At 70.5% G+C, this 24,929-nt stretch carries 23 protein-coding genes; 9 read left to right on the top strand and 14 right to left on the bottom strand.

Going from position 1 to position 24,929, the window contains the following annotated elements:
* Positions 1 to 2: 2 nt before the first annotated feature.
* The 5 genes from ACIBBB_RS29530 to ACIBBB_RS29550 all read right to left on the bottom strand — a co-directional run bounded on the left by ACIBBB_RS29530 (position 3) and on the right by ACIBBB_RS29550 (position 5,315).
* The gene (locus ACIBBB_RS29530) at positions 3 to 1,274 is read right to left on the bottom strand and encodes an aspartate kinase (protein WP_398987466.1); all 1,272 of its coding nucleotides are present in this window, start codon (positions 1,272 to 1,274) and stop codon (positions 3 to 5) included.
* A gap of 249 nt (positions 1,275 to 1,523) precedes the next feature.
* Positions 1,524 to 2,399, bottom strand: a complete 876-nt coding sequence (locus ACIBBB_RS29535; RefSeq protein ID WP_398987300.1) for a hypothetical protein — start codon at positions 2,397 to 2,399, stop codon at positions 1,524 to 1,526.
* A gap of 116 nt (positions 2,400 to 2,515) precedes the next feature.
* Positions 2,516 to 3,541: an aminoglycoside phosphotransferase family protein gene (locus ACIBBB_RS29540; RefSeq protein WP_398987302.1), complete on the bottom strand. Its 1,026-nt coding sequence runs from the start codon at positions 3,539 to 3,541 to the stop codon at positions 2,516 to 2,518.
* Positions 3,542 to 3,624: 83 nt separating this feature from the next.
* On the bottom strand, positions 3,625 to 4,203 hold the full coding sequence (locus ACIBBB_RS29545) for a Uma2 family endonuclease (RefSeq protein WP_398987304.1): 579 nt from the start codon (positions 4,201 to 4,203) through the stop codon (positions 3,625 to 3,627).
* 50 nt (positions 4,204 to 4,253) lie between these two features.
* Positions 4,254 to 5,315: a hypothetical protein gene (locus tag ACIBBB_RS29550; protein WP_398987306.1), complete on the bottom strand. Its 1,062-nt coding sequence runs from the start codon at positions 5,313 to 5,315 to the stop codon at positions 4,254 to 4,256.
* 350 nt (positions 5,316 to 5,665) lie between these two features.
* Here ACIBBB_RS29550 and ACIBBB_RS29555 point away from each other — a divergent pair, with 350 nt between their 5' ends.
* Positions 5,666 to 5,827, top strand: coding sequence for a hypothetical protein (locus ACIBBB_RS29555; protein WP_398987308.1), 162 nt, complete (start codon positions 5,666 to 5,668; stop codon positions 5,825 to 5,827).
* Between the two features lie 13 nt (positions 5,828 to 5,840).
* On the opposite strand, the gene ACIBBB_RS29560 is transcribed toward ACIBBB_RS29555, so the two are convergent.
* From ACIBBB_RS29560 to ACIBBB_RS29570, 3 genes are all read right to left on the bottom strand, one after another.
* Positions 5,841 to 6,506 (bottom strand): DUF5063 domain-containing protein, encoded by a 666-nt coding sequence (locus ACIBBB_RS29560; RefSeq protein WP_398987310.1) that lies wholly within the window; start codon positions 6,504 to 6,506, stop codon positions 5,841 to 5,843.
* Positions 6,499 to 7,098, bottom strand: coding sequence for a recombination mediator RecR (recR, locus tag ACIBBB_RS29565; protein ID WP_189108912.1), 600 nt, complete (start codon positions 7,096 to 7,098; stop codon positions 6,499 to 6,501). Before recR ends, ACIBBB_RS29560 begins: the two co-directional genes overlap by 8 nt.
* A gap of 110 nt (positions 7,099 to 7,208) precedes the next feature.
* Entirely contained in the window at positions 7,209 to 7,544 is a 336-nt protein-coding gene (locus ACIBBB_RS29570) for a YbaB/EbfC family nucleoid-associated protein (RefSeq protein ID WP_189108913.1), read from the bottom strand.
* A 308-nt stretch (positions 7,545 to 7,852) separates the two neighbouring features.
* Here ACIBBB_RS29570 and ACIBBB_RS29575 point away from each other — a divergent pair, with 308 nt between their 5' ends.
* Complete coding sequence (locus ACIBBB_RS29575; protein WP_398987313.1) at positions 7,853 to 8,632, top strand: SLATT domain-containing protein; 780 nt, start codon at positions 7,853 to 7,855, stop codon at positions 8,630 to 8,632.
* Positions 8,633 to 8,750: 118 nt separating this feature from the next.
* On the opposite strand, the gene ACIBBB_RS29580 is transcribed toward ACIBBB_RS29575, so the two are convergent.
* The 4 genes from ACIBBB_RS29580 to ACIBBB_RS29595 all read right to left on the bottom strand — a co-directional run bounded on the left by ACIBBB_RS29580 (position 8,751) and on the right by ACIBBB_RS29595 (position 14,405).
* Entirely contained in the window at positions 8,751 to 9,401 is a 651-nt protein-coding gene (locus tag ACIBBB_RS29580) for a hypothetical protein (protein ID WP_398987468.1), read from the bottom strand.
* Between the two features lie 163 nt (positions 9,402 to 9,564).
* Entirely contained in the window at positions 9,565 to 12,159 is a 2,595-nt protein-coding gene (locus ACIBBB_RS29585) for a dolichyl-phosphate beta-glucosyltransferase (protein ID WP_398987315.1), read from the bottom strand.
* 11 nt (positions 12,160 to 12,170) lie between these two features.
* Complete coding sequence (locus ACIBBB_RS29590) at positions 12,171 to 12,863, bottom strand: GntR family transcriptional regulator (protein ID WP_398987317.1); 693 nt, start codon at positions 12,861 to 12,863, stop codon at positions 12,171 to 12,173.
* Positions 12,864 to 13,025: 162 nt separating this feature from the next.
* Entirely contained in the window at positions 13,026 to 14,405 is a 1,380-nt protein-coding gene (locus ACIBBB_RS29595; protein ID WP_398987319.1) for an aspartate aminotransferase family protein, read from the bottom strand.
* Between the two features lie 182 nt (positions 14,406 to 14,587).
* Between ACIBBB_RS29595 and ACIBBB_RS29600 the strand changes: the two genes are divergently transcribed.
* The 5 genes from ACIBBB_RS29600 to ACIBBB_RS29620 all read left to right on the top strand — a co-directional run bounded on the left by ACIBBB_RS29600 (position 14,588) and on the right by ACIBBB_RS29620 (position 19,887).
* Positions 14,588 to 15,184: a DJ-1/PfpI family protein gene (locus tag ACIBBB_RS29600; RefSeq protein ID WP_398987321.1), complete on the top strand. Its 597-nt coding sequence runs from the start codon at positions 14,588 to 14,590 to the stop codon at positions 15,182 to 15,184.
* On the top strand, positions 15,181 to 15,666 hold the full coding sequence (locus tag ACIBBB_RS29605) for a MarR family winged helix-turn-helix transcriptional regulator (protein WP_398987323.1): 486 nt from the start codon (positions 15,181 to 15,183) through the stop codon (positions 15,664 to 15,666). Before ACIBBB_RS29600 ends, ACIBBB_RS29605 begins: the two co-directional genes overlap by 4 nt.
* A gap of 253 nt (positions 15,667 to 15,919) precedes the next feature.
* Entirely contained in the window at positions 15,920 to 17,860 is a 1,941-nt protein-coding gene (locus ACIBBB_RS29610) for a serine/threonine-protein kinase (RefSeq protein WP_398987325.1), read from the top strand.
* Between the two features lie 186 nt (positions 17,861 to 18,046).
* On the top strand, positions 18,047 to 18,676 hold the full coding sequence (locus tag ACIBBB_RS29615; RefSeq protein ID WP_398987327.1) for a TetR/AcrR family transcriptional regulator: 630 nt from the start codon (positions 18,047 to 18,049) through the stop codon (positions 18,674 to 18,676).
* An 8-nt stretch (positions 18,677 to 18,684) separates the two neighbouring features.
* The gene (locus ACIBBB_RS29620) at positions 18,685 to 19,887 is read left to right on the top strand and encodes a GDSL-type esterase/lipase family protein (RefSeq protein WP_398987329.1); all 1,203 of its coding nucleotides are present in this window, start codon (positions 18,685 to 18,687) and stop codon (positions 19,885 to 19,887) included.
* 44 nt (positions 19,888 to 19,931) lie between these two features.
* Here the strand turns inward: ACIBBB_RS29620 and ACIBBB_RS29625 are convergent, their stop codons facing one another.
* Positions 19,932 to 20,777, bottom strand: coding sequence for an SDR family oxidoreductase (locus ACIBBB_RS29625; RefSeq protein WP_398987331.1), 846 nt, complete (start codon positions 20,775 to 20,777; stop codon positions 19,932 to 19,934).
* Between the two features lie 186 nt (positions 20,778 to 20,963).
* Here ACIBBB_RS29625 and ACIBBB_RS29630 point away from each other — a divergent pair, with 186 nt between their 5' ends.
* Both ACIBBB_RS29630 and ACIBBB_RS29635 read left to right on the top strand, forming a co-directional pair.
* Entirely contained in the window at positions 20,964 to 21,851 is an 888-nt protein-coding gene (locus ACIBBB_RS29630) for a helix-turn-helix transcriptional regulator (RefSeq protein ID WP_398987333.1), read from the top strand.
* Positions 21,852 to 22,101: 250 nt separating this feature from the next.
* Entirely contained in the window at positions 22,102 to 23,301 is a 1,200-nt protein-coding gene (locus tag ACIBBB_RS29635) for an RCC1 domain-containing protein (protein ID WP_398987335.1), read from the top strand.
* 90 nt (positions 23,302 to 23,391) lie between these two features.
* On the opposite strand, the gene ACIBBB_RS29640 is transcribed toward ACIBBB_RS29635, so the two are convergent.
* On the bottom strand, positions 23,392 to 24,929 hold a 1,538-nt coding region (locus ACIBBB_RS29640), incomplete at its 5' end, for an ADP-ribosyltransferase (RefSeq protein ID WP_398987337.1).

Below are 24,929 nucleotides of genomic sequence, written 5' to 3' on the forward strand. Positions count from 1 at the left end.
GCTCATCGTCCGGTGCCTCCGTAGACCACGGCCTCGTCCGTTTCGGTGTCGAGGCCGAAGGCGGTGTGCACCGCGCGTACAGCCTCGTTCACGTCGTCCGCGCGGGTGACGACCGAGATACGGATCTCGGAGGTCGAGATGAGCTCGATGTTCACACCCGCGTCCGACAGAGCCTCGAAGAAACCGGCCGTGACACCCGGGTTCGTCTTCATACCCGCGCCGACCAGCGAGATCTTGCCGATCTGGTCGTCGTAGCGCAGCGACTCGAAGCCGATCGTGCCCTTCGCCCGCTCCAGGGCGTCGATGGCCTTGCGGCCCTCGGTCTTGGGGAGGGTGAAGGAGATGTCGGTGAGCCCGGTGGACGCGGCCGACACGTTCTGCACGACCATGTCGATGTTGATCTCCGCGTTCGCGATGGAACGGAAGATCGCGGCGGCCTCCCCGGGCTTGTCGGGAACGCCGACGACGGTGATCTTGGCCTCGGAGACGTCGTGGGCGACTCCGGAGATGATGGCGTGCTCCACCTGCTGGTCCCCTTGCGGCTCGTTGCTGACCCAGGTGCCGCGGAGTCCGGAGAAGGACGAGCGGACATGGATCGGGATGTTGTATCGGCGTGCGTACTCGACGCAGCGGTGCAGCAGCACCTTGGAGCCGGACGCCGCCAGCTCCAGCATGTCCTCGATGGAGATCCAGTCGATCTTCTGGGCCTTCGGGACGACGCGGGGGTCGGCCGTGAAGACACCGTCCACGTCCGTGTAGATCTCACAGACCTCGGCGTCCAGCGCGGCGGCGAGGGCGACGGCCGTGGTGTCCGAGCCGCCCCTGCCGAGGGTGGTGATGTCCTTCTTGTCCTGGGACACACCCTGGAATCCGGCGACGATGGCGATGTTGCCCTCGTCCAGCGCCGTACGGATGCGGCCGGGCGTGACATCGATGATGCGCGCCTTGTTGTGGACCGAGTCGGTGATGACGCCGGCCTGGCTGCCGGTGAACGACTGGGCCTCGTGGCCCAGGCTTTTGATCGCCATGGCCAGCAGAGCCATGGAGATCCGCTCTCCGGAGGTCAACAGCATGTCCAGTTCCCGACCCGCGGGGATCGGGGACACCTGTTCGGCGAGGTCGGTCAGCTCGTCCGTCGTGTCGCCCATCGCGGATACCACGACGACCACTTGGTGGCCGTTCTTCTTGGCATCGACGATTCTCTTGGCAACGCGCTTGATGCCTTCGGCATCGGCAACGGAGGAGCCTCCGTACTTCTGCACGACAAGGCCCACGTGCGCTCCTCGATCAGTCATGCCGCAGTCGTTGATCACTGCGGTCGGCTCAGTCTAACGAGCAGCCGCATTCCGCTTGGGATATATCGCATCGTGAGATACCCGGCTCACACCTTGATCACTCAGGAAGCGTTGCGGCTGTCCGCTGGACATGCATGCCCGGTATGAGGCGGCCCACGCGAAACGTGGGCCGGGTCACACGCTGATCACGCCCGGTTGGACCTGCTCCGGTTCCGCTTACGCGCCTGCTCAACCCTGGATCTCTCGGCCCAGGCCGGGAATCCGCCAGAGGGAGCCGCCGCCTCCGAGGTCGGTGGCGTGGGCGTCACCCCGCTCGTCCATCGTGAATCCGACGGAGTTCAGGCCCCGGATGTTCGCGAAGTGCGTCTTCCGGCCGGTGGCCGGGTCGAGCCGGGTCACCTGGTCCGCCACGGCGAAGTAGACCTGCCCGCCGGGGCCGACGGAGATGGACGTCGGCTCGTACGTCTCCGAGGCCAGGGTCTCGGTGTCACCGGTGGCCAGTTCCGTACGCAGCACCCGCCCGGCCATCATGTCGGCGGTGTACGCGTTGCCCTTCCCGTCGAGCGCGATGCCCTGCGACAGCCCGAGCCCCCCGGCGACGACACGAGGCGCCCCGCCGCTCTCCCGCACCTCCACCAACTGCCCGTCCCCGCCGGTGACATACGTGCTGCCGCTCCCGCCGTCGTGCACGACGGCCTGGAGCGCGCCGAGCCCGGAGGCCAGAACTTCCCGCGCGCCGCTGCCGAGATCCACCCGCTGCACGCTGCCCCCGAAGTCGACGACGTACGCGCTGCCGCCATGGACGTCGACGCCCCGGAGATTCCCGAGCCCACGCGCGACGACGACGGAGCCCCCGGAGACGAGGTCCACCTCGCGCAGATCGCCGTTCTGGTACGTGACGTAAGCACTGCCCGGCCCGTCGGGCGCGACCCGGACAGCCTCACCGAGCCCGCTCGCGAGCCGCACACAGGCGGTGGAGGGGCAGGCGATGGTGGCGGCGGGGGCCTGTACGGCGGCGGCGTTCGCGGGGAGGCTCCCGGCCGCGGCGAGCCCACCGGCGGCGATGGCTCCGGCAACGACGCACTGGATGATCTTTCCGAACACGGGGGCCTCCGTAAAACGCCGATGAACGCCAACGAACGCCGACAGAGGCGTCATCAGGGTTATACGGAGGAACTGGGCCCCAGGTTCAACGCGAGTCAGGACGCGTACGCGGAGGGTCACCTCCACGCGCCGGTCTCCGTGTCGGTGTCCGCCCGCCCGTCGGAGATGGCCTCGTCGATCTGCCGGCGGGTCTGCGCCGCCACGCGCGGGTTGGTCGGCGCGTAATGCGTGTACGCGTTCAGCCCCGTGGCCAGCGCCCACCCCCGCCCGCGCGCCCACGTGGCGTCGTCCACACCGAGCGCCGCGCGGAACACGGGCCGGGTCTCGGCCGAGAGGGTGGTCCAGGCCACCATCAGGTCGCAGGCGGGATCGCCCACGCCGAGCCCGCCGAAGTCGATGACAGCGCTGACGTGCCCGCCGACGGTCAGCAGATTGCCGGTGTGGAAGTCGCCGTGGAACCAGACGGGTGCCGCGTCCCACGCGGGAGCCGCCAGCGCGGCGTCCCACACGCGTGTCATGGCGTCGGCGGCGACGCCGCCGGTGCGGGCCTTGATGGCGGTGCGGGTCGCGTCGTCGCGATCGATGAGCGACCACCGGCTCAGGCCGTGGCCGTCGTCCACCGTCGGCACCCGCTGAAGTGCCTTGAGGAACCCCCCGAGTTGACCGGCGGCCCGCTCGGGATCGGCGAACCCGTCCGCCGTCGCGACGCGCCCGTCGAGCCACCGCGTGACGGACCAGTGATACGGATACCCGAGCCCCGGCACCCCGAGCCCGAGCGGTACGGGTATGGCCAGGGGCAGTTGGGGCGCGAGCCGCGGCAGCCACGCGTGCTCCTTCTCCGCCTGCCCGGCGGCCCAGTCGCCTCTCGGCAGCCGTACGGACATGTCGTCGCCGAGCAGAAAGATCACATGATCGGACCCCCCGTCCGCCAGCGGGGTGACGTGCAGCCCGGCCCACCGCGGAAACTGCGCCTCCAACAGCCCCCGCACGAGGGCGACATCGATCTCGGGCACGGCCGCCTGAAACCCTGCTGATGACACGTACCGTTCTCCTCTGCCGCCCCGCGCCCACCCGACCGGCAAGCGACCGGGGGTCGTCGCCGCCGCGTAGTTCGTCGCCGCCGCCAGCTCCTCGCGGCTCATGCCCGACTGCGTGCGCCACCACAGGAGTTGGTTGCCGCAATAGAGCCACGTGCCACCCGGGTTCGGCCCGCGTCCGGCGAGCGTCAGTCCGCGTAGTCCTTGAGCTTCTCGGTCTCCAGCGTGATGCCGACCGGGTCGGGAAGCTCGACGACGGCACCGAACGGTCTGATCGTGACCGAGCGATACTCGCCCTTCTCGGGCTCGGCATGCACAGTCAGGGAGCAGGCGTCGCGGTCGACGAGGAGATAGGCGGGGATACCGGCTGCCGCAAACCCGTCGCGCTTTTCGATGCGGTCGCGCTTCTCGGTGTCCGCGTCACGCGAGGTGACCTCCACCGCCATCAAGACTCCTTCGGTTTCGGCCCACTCTCCCTGTCCGACGAAGTAGTCGTCCGGTGCGAGCACTCCATCGGGCCGAGCCCGGCCCTTTCGGTACGTATCGACGCACAGCCCTTGCTCTGCGTACAACCACAGCTCGGGGCGAAACTGCATGCAGCGTTTCTGAAGCCACTTCACGATCTCGCCGTGGTTACCGTCCGGCACGGGCTTGACCTGGACCTTTCCGTTGATGAATTCCAGCCGCACCATCTCTGGCGCGCGTCGGGCAAGCTCCTCGAACTCGTCGACGGACATCTGTGGCCGGGCAGGGGTCCTGGGGGTCATGGCGTCGCCTCCTCCCCTCCATGGTGCCCTGACCGGCATCTCGTGGACGCTCATTCGGCCGCCCGCAGCAGGTCCGCGCGGTTGGACGAGTAGGCCTGGACGAGTTCGCCGTGGGCCGGGCGCGGGATGGGACGGGTCTTGAAGCCGGCCGCCGCGCGCAGGGCATCGGCGCGGCGAGCCACCTCCTGCTTGGCGGGGACGGCACGGAAGGTGTCCGGGATCGCATCAATGACCAGGCCCCTCTCCTCGGCCACGTCGTACGCCGCCATCTCCTCGTTGCAGTCGAGGCACATGCCCTTGATCAGCGTCACGACGTTGTCGGGCTCCTCGCAGCCCATACAGACCATCACGGCTCGGGTGATGTACTCGGGGGCCTGGTACGGCTCGGGCGGCATCTTGCTCTCCAGTCGTTTGCGGGCGATCGCGCCGGGGCTGTGCAGGGGGTGTGGCAGCCCGGTGGTCAGTGAACGGGTCAGGTGGTCCGCCGTCGCGCCGCGCGCCAGCCACTGCGCGGCGAGCGATTCGAGCGCGGCGCACTCGGTGGCGGACAGGGTCATACGGGGGTCGGTACGCCCGAGCCGGGCGAGGGTGCGGTAGGCGGCGGACGGTGCGGCGGGAGCGACCGGCTCGGGCTGCCGTACGGGCTCCTCCGCCGTCTCGGCCGTTTCCGCCGAGGTCGTGTCGCGCTGGCGTCGCTCCAGCTCCGTGAGGTCGATGCCGCGCAGGCTGTCCACGTACGCCTTCCACCAGTCGTCGTCCCTCGACGTCCGCGAGAAGTAGGTCCGCGTCACCCAGCGGAAGCTGTTGTCCGCCGTGCACAGGTGTTCCTTCACCAGCCGCAGATGCCCCTCGTGCGACAGGAACTTGAGCGCTTTGGCGCACGCCTGCTGCCCGTAGTCGGCGACGTTCGCCGCCAGCGGCTTGTAGCCGATCGCGGCGCCTTCGGGCAGCCGGTCGATGTACGCGGCGAGCGCCGCTTCCCTCGGGCGCAGATGTGCGAAATCGGTCCTGGTACGCGGGAGTTGGCCCCGCGCGGAGCGTTTGCCGTAGCCGGGCTTGGCCGAGGGGTGTGCGGGCGCGCGCAGGGCGGCACTAAACTCTGTGGAATCCACGATCGAGTCCGTTCGATCCGTTGGTCAGGCCCCGGAGTTGGTGTTGTCCGCACCTGCCGGGGCCGCTTAATGCCATGAACGCTAAACCGTCAATACGCTCTGGCGCAAACTGACCACAGAAAGTCATCTCGACTGGTCAGCGGGGGAGTTGGGAGGGGGGTCGGTTCCCTCCCCTCCCACCCACTCAACTAAAAAAGGGCTCGAAGCCCGAGGCTCAAGCTCCGGGACCACCTGCCGGGATGTCACGCAACAAAGCTGAACAGCTTGACCAAGGCGCCCAGAGTGTCTTGGCGCTGAGCCGCCGTACCAGGGCACACTGGAGGGAGCCCGAGCGATAGAGGTGAGAGAGAGTGGGCGTTGCCGCCACTGATCATTCCGGGCCTTGGACGCTGGACGATGTCCTGGCCCTGCCCGACGATGCCCGTAACCGCCTCGTGCAGGCCGGCGAACGCACCTCGCTCGCCGAGCCCTTCCCCTTCGACATCGACCCCGCTCAGCTCGTCAAGCGGTAGCGGACGGACCGCGCTACGCCGGGTCCGCGACCTTGCGCATGCCCAGCGTGCCCAGTTCCTCCGCCATCACCCGGCCCGCCTCCTCCGCGAGCGCGTCCTCGCCCAGGTCCTGGTCCGTGTCCAGGCCGTCCAGGGCCGGGAGGGGCTGGTCCAGGCGGACGTGGGCCACCAGGGACTGGAGGGCGCGGAGTGCTGCCGAGGCCGTGGAGCCCCAGTTGGAGAAGTACGAGAACTGCCACCACCAGAGCGCCTCGGTCGTCCGGCCCGCGCGGTAGTGCGCCATGCCGTGCCGCAGGTCCGCGACGATGTCGGCCAGGTCGTCGGAGATCCGGCACGGGACCGGTGCCTTGCGGGGCTCGTACGGATCGAAGACTTCCGAGTACACGTCGATCGGCTCCAGCATCGCCGCGAAGCGCTCGCGCAGGTCGTCGACGTCCGGCTCCGGGCCCAGATCGGGCTCGTACCGCTCGTCGGGGAGGATGTCCTCGTGCGCGCCCAGCCGGCCCCCGGCCAGGAGCAGCTGGGAGACCTCCAGGAGCAGGAAGGGCACGGCGCTGTCCGGCTCGTCGCCCTTCGCCACCTCTGTGACCGCGACGATGAAGCTCTCGACCTGGTCGGCGATCTGGACCGCGAAGTCGTCCGGGTCCTGCGTGGTGGAGTGCAGCGTTGCGTCAGACATCGAGCAGTCGTCTCCCCTCGAAGGCACGCCCCAGCGTGACCTCGTCGGCATATTCCAGGTCGCCCCCCACGGGCAGACCGCTGGCAAGGCGCGTGACCCGCAGGCCCATCGGTTTGATCATGCGGGCGAGGTACGTGGCCGTGGCCTCGCCCTCCAGGTTGGGATCGGTGGCCAGGATCAGTTCGGTGACCGTACCGTCGGCGAGACGGGCCAGCAGCTCGCGGACCCGCAGGTCGTCGGGGCCCACACCCTCGATGGGGCTGATCGCGCCGCCGAGCACGTGGTACTTGCCGCGGAACTCACGGGTCCGCTCGATGGCCACGACGTCCTTGGGCTCCTCGACGACGCAGATGACCGTCAGATCGCGGCGTGCGTCGCGGCAGATGCCGCACAGCTCCTCCTGCGCCACGTTGCCGCAGACCGCGCAGAAGCGGACCTTGTCCTTCACTTCGAGCAGGGTGTGCGCGAGGCGGCGGACGTCGGTCGGCTCGGCCTGGAGGATGTGGAAGGCGATCCGCTGCGCGCTCTTGGGACCGACGCCGGGCAGTCTGCCCAGTTCGTCGATGAGGTCCTGGACCACGCCTTCGTACAACGGATTGCCTTTCCTGATGCTGCTCTGAGGTACGTATCGAGGTGCGTATCGAGGTGCGTATGGAAGTCGTTAATTCTTACCGCTCGTACGGTAGTTGCTGAGGCGCCCCGCTAGAAGGGCAGGCCCGGCATCCCTCCGAGACCCTGGGCGAGCGGGCCGAGCTTCTCCTGCTGGAGCTGCTGCGCGTTCTCGTTCGCCGCCTGGACGGCGGCGATGACGAGATCGGCGAGCGTCTCCGTGTCTTCGGGATCGACTGCCTTGGGGTCGATGACAAGGCCGCGCAGCTCCCCGGAGCCGTTGACGGTGGCCTTCACGAGACCGCCGCCCGACTGGCCGTCGACCTCGGTCGCGGCCAGTTCTTCCTGGGCCGCCGCGAGGTCCTGCTGCATCTTCTGGGCCTGCTGGAGAATCTCCTGCATGTTGGGCTGGCCACCACCGGGAATCACGGTCACTCCTGGCAAATCGACGTCGGTTGTTCGGCAGGTCGAGCCTACGTGGTCACCACGGTGGCCGCCCTACCCCACAGGAACGAACTCTTTCGGGTGAGAGTGCCCGCCTCCTCTACCTGATCACGGCGCCCGTGCGGTGGAAGCTCCGGGATTCCGGGCGCATGGCCCACCATTCGGCGGTAGGAAGTGCGGTACGCATCAGCATCCACGTCGTCTCCCTTTCCTCTCATGTCCCACGTCCCACGTCCCACGCCCCACATCTCCATCTTCCACTCAGCCCAGCAGCTACGCAGAGGAGTGCCCCGGTGAGCCAGCCCGACATGCAGCCCGGGGGGCCGGCCCGGGACGAGGGCGTGCCGCAGGGTGCGCCGGGGCCCGTGCCGGGGCCGCTGCCGGGCGGCGCTGTCGGGGGCCCGCCCGCCGATGCCTTCCCCACCGGGGACTGGAGCGAGCCCGCGCGGCGGCTCGACGAGCTGTACCGGTGGGCCGAGGCGAGCGCGCTCCGCACGGTCGCCCGCTACCGCGCGGAGCGCGTCGCCAAGCGCCGCTGCGCCCGCGCCCTGCGGGCCGTGACGGCGCTCGGCGTGGTCGTGGGCGCGGCGCTGCCGCTGCTGGACCTGACGGAGGTGCTGGGCGGAACGGCGACCGGGTGGGGGTATCTGTCGCTGCTGCTTGCCGCCGCCTGTCTGGGCTGCGACCGGTATTTCGGCGTGACGTCCGGCTGGATGCGGAACGTCGCGACGGCTCAGGCGGTGCAGCGGCGGTTGCAGGCGCTCCAGTACGACTGGGCGTCGGAGTGCGTACGGGAGGTGCTCGGCCCGACGGAGGGCACCGCGAGCGAGGCGGCGGAGCGGTGCCTGGGGGTGCTGCGGAGGTTCTCGGAGGACGTCACGGAGCTGGTACGGGCGGAGACGGCGGACTGGATGGTGGAGTACCGGTCCGGGCCCGCGCCGCTGGTGACGCAGTCGCCGACGATGGGGGGTACGGCGCGGGCGGAGGGCGGCGGGACGCCCCCGAGCCGCTTCCCGCTGCCGCCGGGCACGCGGCCGAACATGCCGCGGCAGCGACCGCCGGATGTGCGGTAGCGCGTTACGGGGGGTCGTGTACGGGGTCCGCCCGGTGGGCGGTGTGTCCTCAATCGCCGGACGGGCTTATTTGAGCCCGTCCGGCGATTGAGAACACGCCATGCAGCTGACGTGCTCGTCAGCTGAAAATGATCATCGAGCCTTGTCCCAGGCTCCGCGTCGCCGCCGCGTGCAGGCCCAGCCAGACGTGGCGTTCGCGGGCGAACGGGCTGTCGTCGTACGGGATCGGGCCCGCCGGTTCCTCCAGGGATGTGGGGCCCTGCGGCGGGGCCGGTGCGGTCGGGGGGTTGGCCGGGTCGATGCCGATCGACGGGGCCACCAGCTCCAGCTCGCGGAGCAGCCCCTGCGTCGAGCCCAGCGGGCCGCCGCCCGCGAGCAGTTCCTCGTTGGAGAGCGGAGACGCGTAGTCCACGGGGACGTACGCGCCCGCGTGGTCGTAGTGCCAGACCAGATGCGACTGCTGGGCCGTCGCCTCGAACATCTCCAGCAACTGCTCGTAGTCACCGCCCAGTTCACCCACGGGCGTCACCGCCAGGCCGCACATCTGGAGCAGATACACGCGGCGCAGGAAATGCAGCGCGTCGTAGTCGAATCCGGCGACCGGTGCGACATCTCCGGAGAGACCCGGCATGTAGGCGAAGACGGGAACGGATGGCAGCCCGGCGTCGCCGAGTGCCTTGTCATAGGCCGCGATCTCTTCGGCGAAGGGATTGTCGGGGCTGTAGCACAGCACATCGACGAGGGGGACCAACCACAGGTCACAGGCCAAGGGAGGCTCGCTCTCCAACGAGTTCGAACGGATTCCTTCGGATTCTTCAGGTTTCGTCTGTTCCATCACGTTCGTACGAGTACGTACGAACCAGCCGTCGGGCCAGCGTAATGCGGCGAACGCGATCAGCGAAGACGACCGGCACCACCGGCACCCGTCGCCCTCAACGCGCCTTTGGCATATCCCATACCCACGCGCCCCCCAATCGCTCCCCCGGCCGCCCCAGCAGTTCCGTCACGACCTCGTACAGCGCCGCGTCGTTGTCCTGCGGAGCGAGCACCACCACGCCCGCCTTCCAGAACGCCAGGTCGAGCTTGGCCTGCGCGCGCCAGCTCGGGCCGATGTCCGGGATCCGCGCGCCGTAGCGGATGTCGCGGAACAGGTTGGAGGTGTAGCGCGGCGCCGCGCCGTAGATGCCCATCCGCTCCGGTCCCCAGGGCCCGTTGAAGTACCCGTCGGGTACGGAGAAGCCGAAGCCCGTCGCCGACTGCCAGTGCAGTGCCTCCGCCTCGGCGGGGCTCGGCAGGGGTACGGGGACGACGCTCTCGCCCTCGGCGACGTAGTCCCGGTACATGCCGTCCGTGATGAACCGCGGCACCTCCGCCCGCTCCCGTACCGGCTGCGGCGTCGGCAGGATCGGCAGCAGCGCGACGGCGATCGCGACCAGCCCCACCGCCCGGTGCGTACGCGGTTCGAGGACCGCGATCCGTTCCGCGGCGAGCACGATCAGCATCCCGAGCGCCGGGGCGCAGATCATCGCCACCCGCGACTCGATCACGGACTCGAAGAGCGGCTGGTGCGCCAGCGCGCGCCACGGCCCCGGCAGCACCACGTCCGTGAACGGGATCCGTATCCTCTGCCCCATCGACAGCAGGGCGGCCACGAGCACCGTGCCCGTCAGTGCCTTCACCAGCGCCGAACGCCACAGCCACACCACGATCCCGAAGGCGAGCGCGGTCAACGGCCAGCCGTAGAAGGCGTTCTGCTCGGTGCGGTTCATGGCGAGCGCGTCGGCGCGCGTCTCGTCGCCGAGCAGCGCGCGGCCCGAGAACTCCAGGAAGGCGAGCGGGCTGTTGCCGGCGTTGTCGCCGTGCAGGACGGAGTGGTAGCTCCCCGGGCCGAAGAACTGCCAGTACAGCGGGAGCGCCACCAGCGGCAGGCAGACCGCCAGCGCCACGCCGAGCCCGCGCAGCAGCGACGGCAGCGCGGCGCGCGCGACGTCGGGGCGCGCGAGCGCGTACGACAGGGCGAAGATCAGCATCCCCATCGCCGCCAGCAGCAACGGTTCTTCGCCGAGGAAGATCTGGTACGTCACGAAGAGCCCGAGCAGCACCCCGTCCCGTACGACGCGCCGGCCCCCGTCGCGGGCCTCGCACAGCCGCAGCGCCCGGTCGATGATCACCGGGATCATGAAGAGCACTAGGAAGTTGGGGTGCGCGGTGCCGTGCGACATCATCGGCGGCGCGAACGCGGCGAGCCCCGCGCCGAGGGCCGCCGCCGGGCGTACGCGGGTGATACGGCGTACGAACAGCCAGTACCAGGCGACGGCTGTCGCCGTCAGACCGAGCGTGAGGACCAGCGCCCATGTCACCGTCGGGCCGCAGAGGAGCGTGACGGGGGTCAGGGGGACGGAAAGGCCGAGCATGACCGTGTTCGCCATCAGATTCACGCCGTCGGGAAAGCCCTGGTACGTGGTGAAGAGCGGATTGCGCAGATGCGCGACGTTGTCGGCGGTGACGGCGAAGAACCACTCCCACTGGTTCTGGTCCTGCATCGAGTCCGCGAGATACGCGCGGTCCAGGTCCGCCCACAGCCCCTTGTAGAGGAGGACGGACGCGAGGAGGAAGAAGCCGGCGACGGCGAGATCCACCGGGCGTACGCGGGTGCGCAGCCGTACGAGTTCCAGCAGTACGCGGCCGTAGTCCGCGGGCCGGACCTTCGACCCCGACTGGTGCGACCAGCGCACCGGCACCTCGGCGACGGGCCAGCCGGCGCGGCGGAAGTGGCGCAGGATCTCGACGTCTATGCCCCAGCCGTCGAGGCGGGACGCGGCGAAGGCGGCGCGCGCCTTGTCGCCGTCGAAGAGCTTGAAGCCGCACTGGGTGTCCCGTATGCCGCGTACGGCGACGAGCCGGATCAGGCGGTTGCCGAGCCTGCCGAGCCATTCGCGAAGCGGGCGCTGGTGCACGTCGATGCGGGAGTCGGGGAGGGCGCGGGAGCCGATCACGGCGGCGGCGGGGGTGTACGCCCGGTTGTCGTCGCCGTCCTCGCCGTCGTCGTCTTCGCCGTCCTCGTACACCAGGTCATCCGCGCCGGACCCGCCCCCACCCTCGCCCTCCGCGAGCAGTGCGTCCAGCCTGTCCAGTTCCTCTATCGGCGTCGCCAGATCCGCGTCCGTGACCAGCACACGCCGCCCGTACGACGCCAGGACGCCCAGCCGCAGCGCGTGCCCCTTGCCGCGGTTCTCGTCGCTCGTCAGCAGATGGACCCGGGGCTCGTCCGACGCCGCCTCGGCCGCCACCGCGGCGGTACGGTCCGTCGACCCGTCGTCGACGACGATCAGCTCCCAGTCGCCCCAGCGCTCCGGGTCCGCGCGCAGATACGCGCAGATCGCGTCGAGGGTGGGGCGCAGCCGGTTCTCCTCGTTGTAAGCGGGGACGACGACGGTCAGGTCCGCCGCCGCGCCGACCCCGCCCGGTATGCCCGGCGCACCGGGCGCGGCTCCCGACCCCGGCCCCGGCCCCCCGCTCCCGCTCATCGCGTACCCGCTCACCTCCGCGGACGTCCCAGCTCCGGATCGAGCCGGTCCGCCCACGCCAGCGAGTGCGCGTGGCAGTTGTCGACGACGGCGCGCGCGGCGTCCGCGTCGCCGAGGGTGATCGCGTCGACCAGCTGCTCGTGCCCGCTCCACAGCCAGTCGCGGCAGGCGTCGTCCTCACGCAGGAACGGCACGGAGAACACCCACGCCTGGACCCGCATGCGGTGCAGGAAGTCGCAGATGTACTGATTCGCGACGAGTGTCGTCAGCTCTCGCCAGAAGCGCAGGTCGTACCCGATCAGGATGTCCAGATCGCCGCCCTTGGCCGCCCGCGCGGCCTCCTCGGCCCGGCGCCGTACCGACACCAGCGCCTCGGAGCGCACCCGCCCGAGACCGCTCGCCGCGATACGCCTGAAGATGCCGTCGGAGACCAGCGACCGCGCCTCGACCATGGCGCGGAAGTCGGCGACGGTGAACTGGTGGACGTGGAAGCCCCGGTGCTGGTCGGAGTCGAGCAGCCCCTGCGCGCTCAGGTCGACCAGCGCCTCCCTGACGGGGGTCGCCGACACGCCGTACTGCTCGGCGATGTGCTTGACGGTGAACTCCTCGCCCGGGAGCAAACGCCCTGCCAACACCTCGTCACGCAGTGCGTCCGCGATCTGTTGCCGCAGGGTGTTGCGGGTCACAGCTCCGCTGGCGGGCATTGGTGGTCGTCCCCTCATCCGGCTTCGCACACCTTAAGCCAGGGATCGTGAGGGGCCCTCGCGACCGATCTCGGGCGAGGTCGCGCCGCCACTCCGGCCGGCCGGGATCGACCGGCCGGAGATCGGGCATGCGGAAGACGTCGCCGTCCCGCCGCCCTCGACCTACCGCGTGTGCTCGTCGGCCACGGCCAGCGCCGCGTCCAGGACCGCCAGCCCTTCCTTCGCCTCCCCCTCGGTGATGGTGCACGGCGGCGCCGCGTGCGTGCGGTTCATGTTCACGAAGGGCCAGAGCCCGCCCTTCTTGCACGCGGCGGCGAAGGCGGCCATCGGCGCGTTCGCCTCGCCCGTCGCGTTGTACGGCACCAGCGGCTCGCGCGTCTCCTTGTCCCGTACGAGGTCGAGCGCCCAGAACACACCGTGTCCGCGCACCTCGCCCACCGACGGGTGCCGGTCGGCCAGTTCGCGCAGGCCAGGGCCGAGGACGTTCTCCCCGATGTGCGCCGCGTGCTCGACGATCTTCTCGTCGGCCATCACCCGCAGCGTCGCGACGGCGGCGGCGCAGGCGAGCGGGTGGCCGGAGTAGGTGAGGCCGCCCGGGTAGGGGCGGGTCGCGAAGGTGTCCGCGATGGCGGCGGAGATCGCGACGCCGCCCAGCGGTACGTAGCCGGAGTTGACGCCCTTGGCGAACGTCAGCAGATCGGGCACGACATCGAAATGGTCGGCGGCGAACCATTCGCCGGTACGGCCGAAGCCCGCCATCACCTCGTCCAGGATGAAGACGATGCCGTGCCGGTCGCACAACTCCCGTACGCCCGCGAGATATCCGGGCGGCGGCGTCATGATGCCGGCCGTGCCGGGGATGGTCTCCAGGATGATCGCGGCGACGGTTCCCGGCCCCTCGAAGGCGATGGTCGCCTCCAGGTGTTCGAGCGCGCGGGCGCACTCCTCGGCCTCGGTGGTGGCGTAGAAGGGGGAGCGGTAGAGGAACGGCGCCCAGAAGTGGACGACCCCGGCGTTGCCGCTGTCGGACGCCCAGCGGCGCGGGTCGCCGGTCAGGTTGATCGCGGTGGTGGTGCCGCCGTGGTACGAGCGGTACGCCGAGAGCACCTTGGGGCGGCCGGTGTGCAGCCGGGCCATCCGTACGGCGTTCTCGACGGCTTCGGCGCCGCCGTTCGTGAAGAAGATCTTGTCAAGGTCACCGGGGGTGCGCTCGGCGATGAGGCGTGCGGCCTCGGAGCGTACGTCGATGGCGAAAGCGGGCGCGAAGGTGGTGAGTTTGGCCGCCTGCTCCTGGATGGCGGCGACGACGACGGGGTGCTGGTAGCCAATGTTGGTAAAGACGAGACCGCTGGTGAAGTCGAGGTAGCGGTTGCCGTCGTAGTCCCAGAAGTACGAGCCGTCGGCACCGGCGACGGCGAGAGGGTCGATCACTTCCTGCGCGGACCAGGAGTGGAACACGTGCGCGCGGTCGGCGGCCTTGACGGCGGCCCCGGCCTTCGGGTCGACATTGCCAACAGGGTTGACGTCGAGGTGAGGGGTCATGCGAACAGCGTAGAGAGCGGCGGGCGGGGGCGGGAGCGAACACCGTGTCTGGTGTTGGAGGTGTGACTCGGCAGACTGTCGCCCCGCGCAGGCCGCCCCCTGGTCCCCGGCCCCGCCCCACAGGACATTGACAGCACACTGTCGATATGACAGCCTACTGCCATACAGCCGAGGAGGCCACCATGACCGGCACGACCGTTTACCTCGCCGTGTACGACACCCTCGCCGACTGGGAGACCGGGTACGCCGCCGCGCACCTCACCCAGAACGGCTTCACCGTGCGCACCGTCGGCCCCACCACCGACGCCGTCACCACCATGGGCGGCCTGCGCGTCGAGCCCGATGTCGCCCTGGACCAGCTCGGCGAGCCCGGCCACACGGCGGTGTTCATCCTCCCGGGCGCCTCCCTCTGGGACACCGGGGACGACCTGGCGCCGTTCGCCCGCGCCGCCGGACGGTTCCTGGGCCTGGGCTACCCCGTCGCCGCGATCTGCGGCGCCACGGCCGGGCTCGCCCGCGAGGGGCTGCTGGACGACCGCGCGCACACCAGCGCCGTCAGCCACTACCTGGACGCCACCGGGTATCAGGGCGGCAAGCACTACCGCGAGGCGGACGCGGTCACGGACGGAAACCTGATCACGGCCGGCCCGACCGAGCCCGTCGCGTTCGCCCGCGAGATCTTCGCGCTGCTCGGCGTGTACGAGGGCGAGAAGCGGGACGCCTGGTACCGGCTGTTCAAGAACTCGGACGCGAGCGCGTTCGAGATCCTCAACTCATGACGGCGCCGGAGCCGGCGGCGGAGACCGGCGCCCGGACCGACTCCCCGGAGCTGCTCAGCAGGACCGCGCTCGGCGTCTTCCGGCTGAACGGCCAATTCCTCTCCGTCGCGGAGGAGTTGGCCGCCCCGGCGGGCCTGACGGCGGCCTGGTGGCAGGTCCTCGGAGCCGTACTGCCGCAGCCGCTGCCCGTCTCCGGGATCGCCCGCGAGATGGGCATCACCCGGCAGAGCGTGCAGCGGATCGCGGATCTGCTGGTCGGGCGCGGACTCGCGGCGTACGAGCCGAACCCGGCCCACCGGCGCGCGAAACTGCTCACGCCGACCGAGGAGGGACGCGCGGCGATCCGCGAGATCACCCCCGGCCACGCGGCTCTCGCGCAGCGCCTCGCCGAGGAGCTGGGAGCGGAGGACTTCGCGGAGACCGTACGGGTGCTGGAGCGGCTGTCACGGTCGATGGACGCGCTCGGCTCCCGCTCGGACTGAGCGATCCGCCTCCGACGAGGCCGGGGCTGGGGCATGGGCAGGGGCAGGGGCAGGAAACCGGGCGCCGGGAACCGGATCGGCGGTCGCGTCAGTCTCCTTCCGTACGGGTTCGTTCTGGTTCGTGCGCCGTGGGGCGAGTTCTCGCCCTGATCGGCGGTTGACCGCCTGTATGCCCGCGACCGCGCGGCCCGGCGAACGCCGCACTATCCTCTGCGCGTTGGGCTTGTGCATCTTGGGGGAGGGCCGTACGGCCATGGAGAAGCTGGCTGCAGGAGATCCACAGCGCATCGGGGCGTACCGGTTGCTGGCCCGCCTCGGTGCCGGGGGCATGGGGCAGGTCTATCTGGCGCGCTCGGACCGGGGCCGTACGGTCGCGGTGAAGCTCGTACGCAGGGAACTCGCCGCACAGGACGAGTTCCGCAACCGGTTCCGGCTGGAGGTCGCCGCCGCCCGGCGGGTCGGCGGCCGGTGGACCGCGCCGGTCCTCGACGCGAACACCGAGGCCCCGGTGCCGTGGGTGGCCACGGGTTATGTGGCCGGGCCCGCGCTCCAGGACATCGTCTCGGGCCCGCACGGGCCGCTGCCCGCGCGGTCGGTTCGGATACTCGGCTCGGGTCTGGCCCACGCCCTCCAGGACATCCACTCCGCCGGTCTGATCCACCGCGACCTCAAGCCGTCCAACGTCCTCGTCACCATCGAGGGCCCGAAGGTCATCGACTTCGGCATCGCCCGCGCGCTGGAGTCGGTCACCGACGCCGGGCTCACCCGGACCGGGAGCCTGGTCGGGTCGCCCGGCTTCATGGCGCCGGAGCAGGTGCGCGGCACGGCGGTCACGCCCGCGTGCGACGTGTTCTGCCTGGGCTCGGTGCTCACGTACGCGGCGACGGGGCGGCTCCCGTTCGGCACGGCGGACACCGCCGTGCACGTGCTGATGTTCCGCATCGCCCAGGAGGATCCGGACCTGTCCGAACTCCCCGAGGGGCTGCGGGAGTTGGTGAGCGACTGCCTCAAGAAGGACCCGGCGGAGCGCCCGACCCCGGCGCAGATCCTGGCCCGGGTGGGCGAACCGGACGACGACGAGCCATGGCTGCCCGGCCCGCTGCTCGCCCAACTGGGCACCGACGCGGTGCAGTTGCTGGACCACGAGGAGCCGGGGGCGCGTACGGAGCTGGTGTTCTCGAAGCCCGCGGGCCCGCCCGCGAGTCCACCTGCGGGCCCCGCGGAGCCGTCTTCCGAACCGCCTCCGCCCGGTGGCCCCGGCGAGGGCGGCGGGAACGCCGTGCACGGCATGGCGACGATGATCGGCACGCCGTCCCCGGAGACGGCACCCCCGCAGCCGACACCCCAGCCGCACCAACCGCCGCCGCCCCAGCACCCACAGCAGCCGGGGCCTTACGGCTACCCGCAGAATCAGCAGCCCCAACAATCCCCACAGCAGGCACCACTCCCCCCACTCCCCCAGCAGTACGGCTACCCCCAGCCCGGCCAGCCCCCGCTCCCCCCGTGGGGCGCGACACCCCCGTACGGCCCGCCGCCCGCCAACTACGGCCATCCCTCGCCCTACGGTCCCACTCCCCCGTACGGCCCGACGCGCGTCCCGCAGCCCGAACCCCCGCGCCGCGGCGGACGCGGCACGGTCGCGCTGATCGCCGTCGCGGTGATCGTCGCGCTGGGCGCGGGCGGTTCGGTGTACGCGTTCATGGACAGCGGCAGCGAGAACAACGAGCCGTCGAACAATCAGGCGGACAGCTCGCCCGAGGACAAGGCGTCCTCGGGCGACAACGCGCCCCCCGCCACGCAGTCGCCCTCCCCGTCGGCCTCCGACGACGCCGGGCCCGGCGACGTACCCAAGAAATACCTCGGCGCCTGGTCAGGCACCATCGACGGCGCGGGCGGGCGCAACACCCGCGAACTCTCCATCCGGCAGGGCAAGGTGGGCGACACCGTGCTCGTACTGACGGCGGAAGGCCCGAGCGACACCGGCGGCACCTACCAGTGCGTGTTCGAGGCGGCGCTCAGCGCGGCACCGGGCTCCGGCCCGCTGAAGATCGGACCGTCCACGATCACGACGGGCCGCCCGATGTCCTCCTGCACCCCCGGCGCGGCGACAGAGCTGACGATCCTCCCGGACGGCCGTCTGCGCCGCGTGACCACCACGAACGGCGAGTCGGTGACGTACACGAAGAACGGCTGACCGCTGCCGTCGATTCCGGCGTCTCCGTCTGCGCCAGCGTCTCCGTCTGCGCCTGGGCCTGCGGCTGCGTCTCGTCCATGTCCCCACGGTGGCAGACGGGTCTGACAACGCCTGGATCGATCATGGCATTTGCCTAAAGGGTTTAGGTATATGCATAATCGATTCAGGCAAGCAGGAAGGGCGCCCATGTCACCACGAGCAGGACTGACCACGGAACGCCTGGTCCGGGCGGGAGCCGAGCTGGCCGACGAGGTCGGCTTCGAGCAGGTGACCGTCTCGGCGCTCGCCCGGCAGTTCGACGTGAAGGTCGCGAGTCTGTACTCGCACGTGAAGAGCTCCCAGGACCTCAAGACGAGGATCGCCCTGCTCTCGCTGGAGGAGATGGCCGACCGTCTCGCCACGGCGCTCGCCGGGCGCGCGGGCAAGGACGCCCTCGCGGCCTTCGCGAACGTCTACCGCGACTACGCCCGCGAACACCCCGGCCGCTACACGGCGGCCCGGCTGACGCTCGACCCCGGGACGGCCGCCGCGAGCGCCGGCCCCCGGCATGCCCGGATGACACGGGCGATCCTGCGCGGGTACGACCTGACGGAGCCGGACCAGACACACGCCGTACGGCTGCTGGGCAGCGTCTTCCACGGCTACATCAGCCTGGAGACGGCCGGCGGATTCAGCCACAGCGCACCCGACACACGGGAGACCTGGGTATGGATCGTGGACCGCCTCGACGCGCTGCTCCGCACCTGGCCCACCTCCGCGCCCCCCGCGCCCGGCCCCGCGCCCGCCCCTGAACCGACCCTTCGACCGGCAGAGTGAGACCGATCATGAGCACCACGCCGAACACCGCGCGGAACACCCCGCACGACTGGACCACCACCCCCATCACCACCGGCATCCTGCGCGGCGCCGTCGATCTGGAGCACACCGCGCACGGCGTCCTGCCGCACCGCCTGCCCGCCTGGGCCCGCGCGCAGAACACCGACCCGAACCTGGCCATGGTGGAGGACCAGCCCTCCGGTGTACGGCTCGTCCTCCGCACCCGGGCCACCGCCGTCGAACTCGACGTGCTGCCCACCAAGCGGGAGTACGTGGGCGCGCCGCCCCGCCCCGACGGCGTGTACGACCTGCTGGTAGACGGCCGGCTCACGGACCGGGCGTCCGTGGCGGGCGGCAACACCCTGACCATCGACATGACCGCCGGGACCGCCGAGCACAGGCCCGGCCCACCCGGCACCGTGCGCTTCGGCGACCTGCCCGACGGCGAGAAGGACGTCGAGATCTGGCTGCCGCACAACGAGACCACCGAGCTCGTCGCCCTGCGCACGGACGCCCCCGTCGAGCCCGTACCGGACCGTGGCCACCCGGTGTGGCTGCACCACGGCAGCTCGATCAGTCACGGCTCCGACGCCGCGAGCCCCACCACGACCTGGCCCGCACTCGCCGCCTCCCTCGCCGGGGTGGACCTGGTCAACCTGGGCTTCGGCGGCAACGCCCTGCTCGACCCGTTCACCGCACGCACGATGCGGGACACCCCGGCCGACCTGATCAGCGTCAAGATCGGCATCAACCTGGTCAACACCGATCTGATGCGGCTGCGCGCCTTCGCCCCCGCCGTCCACGGCTTCCTCGACACGATCCGCGAGGGCCACCCCACGGCGCCCCTCCTGGTCGTCTCGCCGACCTACTGCCGTATCCACGAGGACACCCCAGGACCGACCGCCCCGGACTTCTCCGGAATCAGCGACGGGCGGCTGCGGTTCCTGGCGGCGGGCGACCCGGCGGAGCGCGCGGGCGGAAAGCTGACGCTGAACGTCATCCGGGACGAGCTGGCCCGGATCGTACGGCAGCGGACTGCCGACGACCCGAACCTGCACTACCTGGACGGCCGGGAGCTGTACGGAGAGGCGGACTACGCCGAACTGCCCCTCCCGGACGAGCTCCACCCGGACGCCGCCTCCCACCGCCGCATCGGCGAACGCTTCGCGGACCTGGCGTTCACGGCGACCCGGCTGAACCCGCGCCGTTGAGCCGTCGTCCCCCTCCCACCGAAGGGGGACGGGGAGGACGGGGGTCAGCTCAGCTGCCCCGTCGGCATCAGCGTCAGCTGCTGGAAGTTCACGCGCGGCGGAAGCCCCGCCAGATACCCGACCGCCCCCGCCACATCCTCGGGCGTCAGCCACTCAAGCGACTCCCGGACCTCGTCCAGCCACTCCAGCGCGCCGTCGTCGGTGACGTGGGTCTGGAGCTCCGTCTTGACCAGCCCCGGCTCCAGCGTCGAGACGCGTACCTTCTTCGGCCCCAGCTCCACCCGCAGATTGCGGGACATGTGGGAGACGTACGCCTTGGTGCCGGTGTAGACGGCGAAGTTCGGGTAGATGTTCTGCGCGCCGATCGACGACGTGTTGATCAGGTCGGCGACGCCCCGCTCCTCGGCGGCCCGCAGCAACTGCGGGACAAACGCGCCGATGACGTACATCAGTCCGCTGACGTTGACGTCGATCTGCCGCTGCCACAGCTCCGTGGTCCGTTCCTCGACCGGCGCGGGCAGCATCACCCCGGCGTTGTTGAACAGCAGGTCCGCGCCGCCCAGTTCGGCCTCGACACGGTCGGCGGCGGCCTGTACGGCGTCGGGGTCGCTCACGTCGGCGGCGACGGCGATCGCGGTGCCGCCATTCTTCCCGATCCGGGCGACCAGGTCCTCCAGCCGGTCCGTGCGCCGGGCGAGGGCGGCGACCGAGGCGCCCAGCCCGGCCAGGTGCTCGGCGGTCGCGGCGCCGATGCCGCTGGAGCCGCCGGTGATGACGGCGACGCGCCCGGCCAGGGGCTTGCCCGCCCCGGACCCGGACCCGGAGTCAGAGGCGGCTGCGGCTGCGGCTGCGGAGGCAGAAAGAGCGGATGCGGAGGTGCTCGAAGACATGGCTGTGCCTTTCCGAAAGACTTCCCGAAAGCTGAGGAGGGCCGACCGGCTCGTCCGTTCCGGCCCCTGTCCAGAACACCACCGCGATCCCCCGCCCCCGCCGCCATAACAGGCCCTGACCAGGCAGGTACTGCCAGGACCCCCCACGCCCCACCCAGCACCCGCCCGAGCACCGACACTGGAGCCATGGACCGCAGTACGCGCACCGCCCGCGCCACCGAGCTGGCCGGCTTCCTCCGCTCGCGCCGCGCCCGCATCACCCCCGACGAGGCCGGCCTCCCCACCGACGGCCGTACGCGCCGCGTGCCCGGCCTGCGCCGCGACGAGACCGCCCGCCTGGCCGGGGTCAGCACCGAGTACTACACCCGCCTCGAACAGGGCCGGGCCACCAACCCCTCCCCCGAGGTCGTCGACGCCTTGGCCCGCGCGCTGCGCCTGGACACCGACGAGCGCGAACACCTGACCGACCTCGTCTCGCGCCCCACCCCGGCCCGCCACACACCGGTGGCCCCGCAGCGTGTCCGCCCCGGCCTGCATCTGATGCTCCAGACGCTCGACCACGTACCGGCCTTCGTCCTCGGCCGCCGTACCGACGTCCTGGCCTCCAACCGGCTGGCCCGCGCGGTCGTCACCGACTTCGACGCGATGCCCGCGACACGCCGCAACATCGCCCGCTACTACCTCCTGGACCCGGAGGCGCGCGACCGCGTCGGCGACTGGGAGCAGATGGCCGCCGAGACGGTGGCCATGCTCCGCCTCGAAGCGGGCCGCTTCCCGAACGACCGTCAGCTCGCCGACCTCGTGGGCGAACTGACGCTGCGCTGCCCGGAGTTCACCGGCTGGTGGAACGACCACCGTGTCCTGCGCCGTACGCACGGGGCCAAGCACTACCGCCACCCCCTGGTCGGCGATCTGCACTTCAGTTACGAGGCCCTCCAGCCGCCCGGCGACACCGACCAGACCCTGTGCGTCTACAACGTCGAGCCCGGCTCCCCCTCCGCCGAGGCGCTGCGCCTCCTCGACAGCTGGACGGCACCTCAGCACACCGGTCCGGCCCCGGACCCCGCGTCCTGACCGGACGTCCTGACCGCACCTCCTGACCCGGCGCCCCCCAATACCCGACGCCCGGCAGCCATCGGCGGCTCACACGGCGCAGGGGGCGCAAGACGGCGCACATGGCGCAGGCTCCGCACGCCGTTCGGGTCGCTGTTCGGGACCATCCGAGTGTGCGGCCGGTCGCGCCTCAAGGGGTGGACGTCGAGCCTATCGATGATCAGGTGCGGTCCCGCGAGGACGGGTCCGCACCATCACGAGAGGACTTCCCATGCGCCCTAGTCGCGCGCTCCTGACCGCCGCCCTCACCGGCGGTCTCGCACTCACCCCCCTGGCGGCGGTCTCCGCCGCGCCCGTCCAGGAGAACCCGTCCGTTCTGAGCTGGGGCGCCGGCCGTACCGGCCAGCTCGGCAACGGCGCCACGAAGGACAGCTCCACCCCGGTGCCCGTCTCCTCCCTCGCCCGCGGCCACGTCGACCGGATCTCGGCCGGCGGCACCTCGTCGTCCGACTCCTTCGCGCTCGCCCTCACCGACGAGACCGTCAAGGCCTGGGGCCACAACGGTTCCGGCCAGCTCGGCAACGGTGGCCGCACCAACCGCAGCGTCCCCACCGCCGTGTCGCGCCTGACGAACATCAAGGACGTCGCCGCGGGCGGCGAGCACGCCCTGGCGCTGGACGGCAACGGCCGCGTGTTCTCGTGGGGTGACAACAACTACGGCCAGCTCGGCAACAACCGCACGGGCGACATGCGCGCCGTCCCGGACGCGATCAAGGGCATGCCCAAGGTCAAGCAGGTCTCCGCGGGCTGCGACTTCAGCATGGCGCTGACGGAGAACGGCGACGTGTACGCCTGGGGCCGCGGCGTCTACGGCCAGCTCGGCAGCGGCAACCGCGCCACCAGCTCCGTCCCCCGTCAGATCAAGGGCCTGGAGAACGTCTCCGAGATCGACGCCGGCTGTCACCACGCGCTCGCGCTGACCGCCGACAAGACCGTCAAGTCGTGGGGCAAGAACGTCTCCGGCCAGCTCGGCGACTCCTCCACCAAGAGCAGCGTCGTCCCGGTCGACGTCGACTGGATCGAGAACGTCGAGGACATCGAGGCCGGCGCCAACCACAACTACGCCGTGGACAGCGACGGCAGGGTCTGGGGCTGGGGCAACAACCAGAACAACCAGCTCCTGGAGGCCGACCCGGCCGCCAAGGACAGCCGCCGGTTCACCAACCGCACCGCCCCCATCGACATCCCGCGCCTCGAAGGCGCCCAGCAGGTCGCGGCCGGCGCCCAGCACGGCATCGCCGTCTTCGGCGAGGACATCTTCGCCTGGGGCCACAACACCGAAGGCCAGCTCGGCAACAGCAGCACCACGTCGAGCGTGTCGAGCATGCAGTCCGTCCACACCCTCAGCACCGACCCGGCCGTCCAGCACGTGGCCGCCTCCCTCGGCGGCAACACCAGCTACGCGTACTGATCGCCGAGCCGATCCACCGAGCCCCGGCATGACGCCGGCCCTGTGCGGTGACCGTCCGGTCACCGCACAGGGCCGTACACGTCGGCTCGCTCAGCCCACCTGCTTCACCTTGATGACCTTGTACTCCTTGCCGCCGATCATCTTCGTCGTCTCGCCGACCTTCTCGAACTGGCCGCCGCGCGGGACGAGGACCTCCGACTCCAGGCCCCGGTAGCGGGACAGGGGGTCGATGTTGCGGCCGTTGTCCGTTTCGATTTCGAGCAGGACATTCTCGCCGCCGGGGATGTTCTTCGCTTCCGTCTTCTTCAGGGCGCGGTCGGCCTTTGCCGGGTCGCTGGACGTGCTGAGGTACTCGGGGAACTCGACCGTTTCACCGGACGCGAACTTCTTGATCATCTCGTCCGGCATGAACGTGCCGCGATAGAACGTCCCTTCGACCGGCGGCAGGTGCTCCAGAGCACGGTCCATTTTGTCCCTGAGCTCGTTGGGATCACTGTCCGAATTCGCCGGGTCACGCAGCCACTTGTTGACGGTCTCGGCCTTGTAGCCGCTGTAGTCGGCGATGGTGAGCGCGTCCTCGGCGGTGAAGTCCTCGGTCATCGGGTTCTGCTTGGCGATCTTCTCGACCGCCTCCGACCACTCCTTCCGTCCGTCCTTGCCGGCCTTGTAGTCCGGGATGTCGTCCAGGACGTTCATCGGCGTCTTGACGGGGCAGCCCTTGAGGTGCGGGGGCTTCGGCTTGACCGCCGGCTTCGGCTTCGGTTCGTCGGTCAGCCCAAGAGCGTCGCTGAGCCTGTCCTCGGCCTCCTGGTACGTGTCGACGCCGGCGATGGAGCTTCCGGAAATCGACATCGCGAGGTCCGCCGGAGAAGGGTCTCCGGGTGCTGCCAGGAGCATGGAGCCACTGCCGCTGTAGACAACAGGCGTACGAGTACCGGCCGAGGCGAGCGTGTAGCGCCCGTCGCCGGCGGCACCGGTGGTCACCGGTCCGAAGTAGGCGACGTTGGTGTCCCGGCAGTCGTCCTTCTTGTCCTCGTCGTCCTTGTCTTCGTCGTCCTTGTCTTCGTCGTCCTTGTCTTCGTCGTCCTTGTCCTCGTCGTCCTTGTCCTCGTCGTCCTTGTCTTCGTCGTCGTTGTTGTCGTCGTTGTTTTCGTTCTCGCCGCCGCTGCTTCCGCCGTTGTCAGACCCGCCGGTGCCCGTTTCGGTGCAGCTCTGCATGATGCCCCAAGGGGCCATCACCGGATTGCAGATGACACCACCACTCGACCCACCACCGTCGGAGCCACCACCGTCGGAACCACCGTCCGAACCGCCGTCGTCCCCACCGCCGCTGTCGCCACCACCGTTATCCCCGCCACCGTCGTTCCCGCCACCGCTGTCGCCACCACCGTTGTCCGAACCGCCGTTGTCCCCACCGCCGTTGTCGGACCCGCCGTTGTCCCCACCGCCGCTGTCGCCACCGCCGTTGTCGGACCCGCCGTTGTCGCCGCCACCGTTATCAGACCCGCCGGTGCCCGTTTCCGTGCAGTTCTGCATGATGCCCCAAGGGGCCATCACCGGATTGCAGATGACACCACCACTCGACCCACCACCGTCGGAGCCACCACCGTCGGAACCACCGTCCGAAC

The organism is Streptomyces sp. NPDC051217, from assembly GCF_044455465.1.
GTDB lineage: Bacteria > Actinomycetota > Actinomycetes > Streptomycetales > Streptomycetaceae > Streptomyces.

What these genes read in the sequence shown, in the direction of transcription:
- ACIBBB_RS29615 (WP_398987327.1), top strand. Translation starts at nt 18,047, where the DNA reads ATGTCACCACGAGCAGGACTGACCACGGAACGCCTGGTCCGGGCGGGA.
- ACIBBB_RS29630 (WP_398987333.1), top strand. Translation starts at nt 20,964, where the DNA reads ATGGACCGCAGTACGCGCACCGCCCGCGCCACCGAGCTGGCCGGCTTC.
- ACIBBB_RS29590 (WP_398987317.1), bottom strand. Translation starts at nt 12,863, where the DNA reads ATGCCCGCCAGCGGAGCTGTGACCCGCAACACCCTGCGGCAACAGATC.
- ACIBBB_RS29585 (WP_398987315.1), bottom strand. Translation starts at nt 12,159, where the DNA reads ATGAGCGGGAGCGGGGGGCCGGGGCCGGGGTCGGGAGCCGCGCCCGGT.
- ACIBBB_RS29635 (WP_398987335.1), top strand. Translation starts at nt 22,102, where the DNA reads ATGCGCCCTAGTCGCGCGCTCCTGACCGCCGCCCTCACCGGCGGTCTC.
- ACIBBB_RS29605 (WP_398987323.1), top strand. Translation starts at nt 15,181, where the DNA reads ATGACGGCGCCGGAGCCGGCGGCGGAGACCGGCGCCCGGACCGACTCC.
- ACIBBB_RS29540 (WP_398987302.1), bottom strand. Translation starts at nt 3,541, where the DNA reads ATGAGCCGCGAGGAGCTGGCGGCGGCGACGAACTACGCGGCGGCGACG.
- ACIBBB_RS29560 (WP_398987310.1), bottom strand. Translation starts at nt 6,506, where the DNA reads ATGTCTGACGCAACGCTGCACTCCACCACGCAGGACCCGGACGACTTC.
- ACIBBB_RS29625 (WP_398987331.1), bottom strand. Translation starts at nt 20,777, where the DNA reads ATGTCTTCGAGCACCTCCGCATCCGCTCTTTCTGCCTCCGCAGCCGCA.
- ACIBBB_RS29620 (WP_398987329.1), top strand. Translation starts at nt 18,685, where the DNA reads ATGAGCACCACGCCGAACACCGCGCGGAACACCCCGCACGACTGGACC.
- ACIBBB_RS29595 (WP_398987319.1), bottom strand. Translation starts at nt 14,405, where the DNA reads ATGACCCCTCACCTCGACGTCAACCCTGTTGGCAATGTCGACCCGAAG.
- ACIBBB_RS29600 (WP_398987321.1), top strand. Translation starts at nt 14,588, where the DNA reads ATGACCGGCACGACCGTTTACCTCGCCGTGTACGACACCCTCGCCGAC.
- ACIBBB_RS29545 (WP_398987304.1), bottom strand. Translation starts at nt 4,203, where the DNA reads ATGACCCCCAGGACCCCTGCCCGGCCACAGATGTCCGTCGACGAGTTC.
- ACIBBB_RS29610 (WP_398987325.1), top strand. Translation starts at nt 15,920, where the DNA reads ATGGAGAAGCTGGCTGCAGGAGATCCACAGCGCATCGGGGCGTACCGG.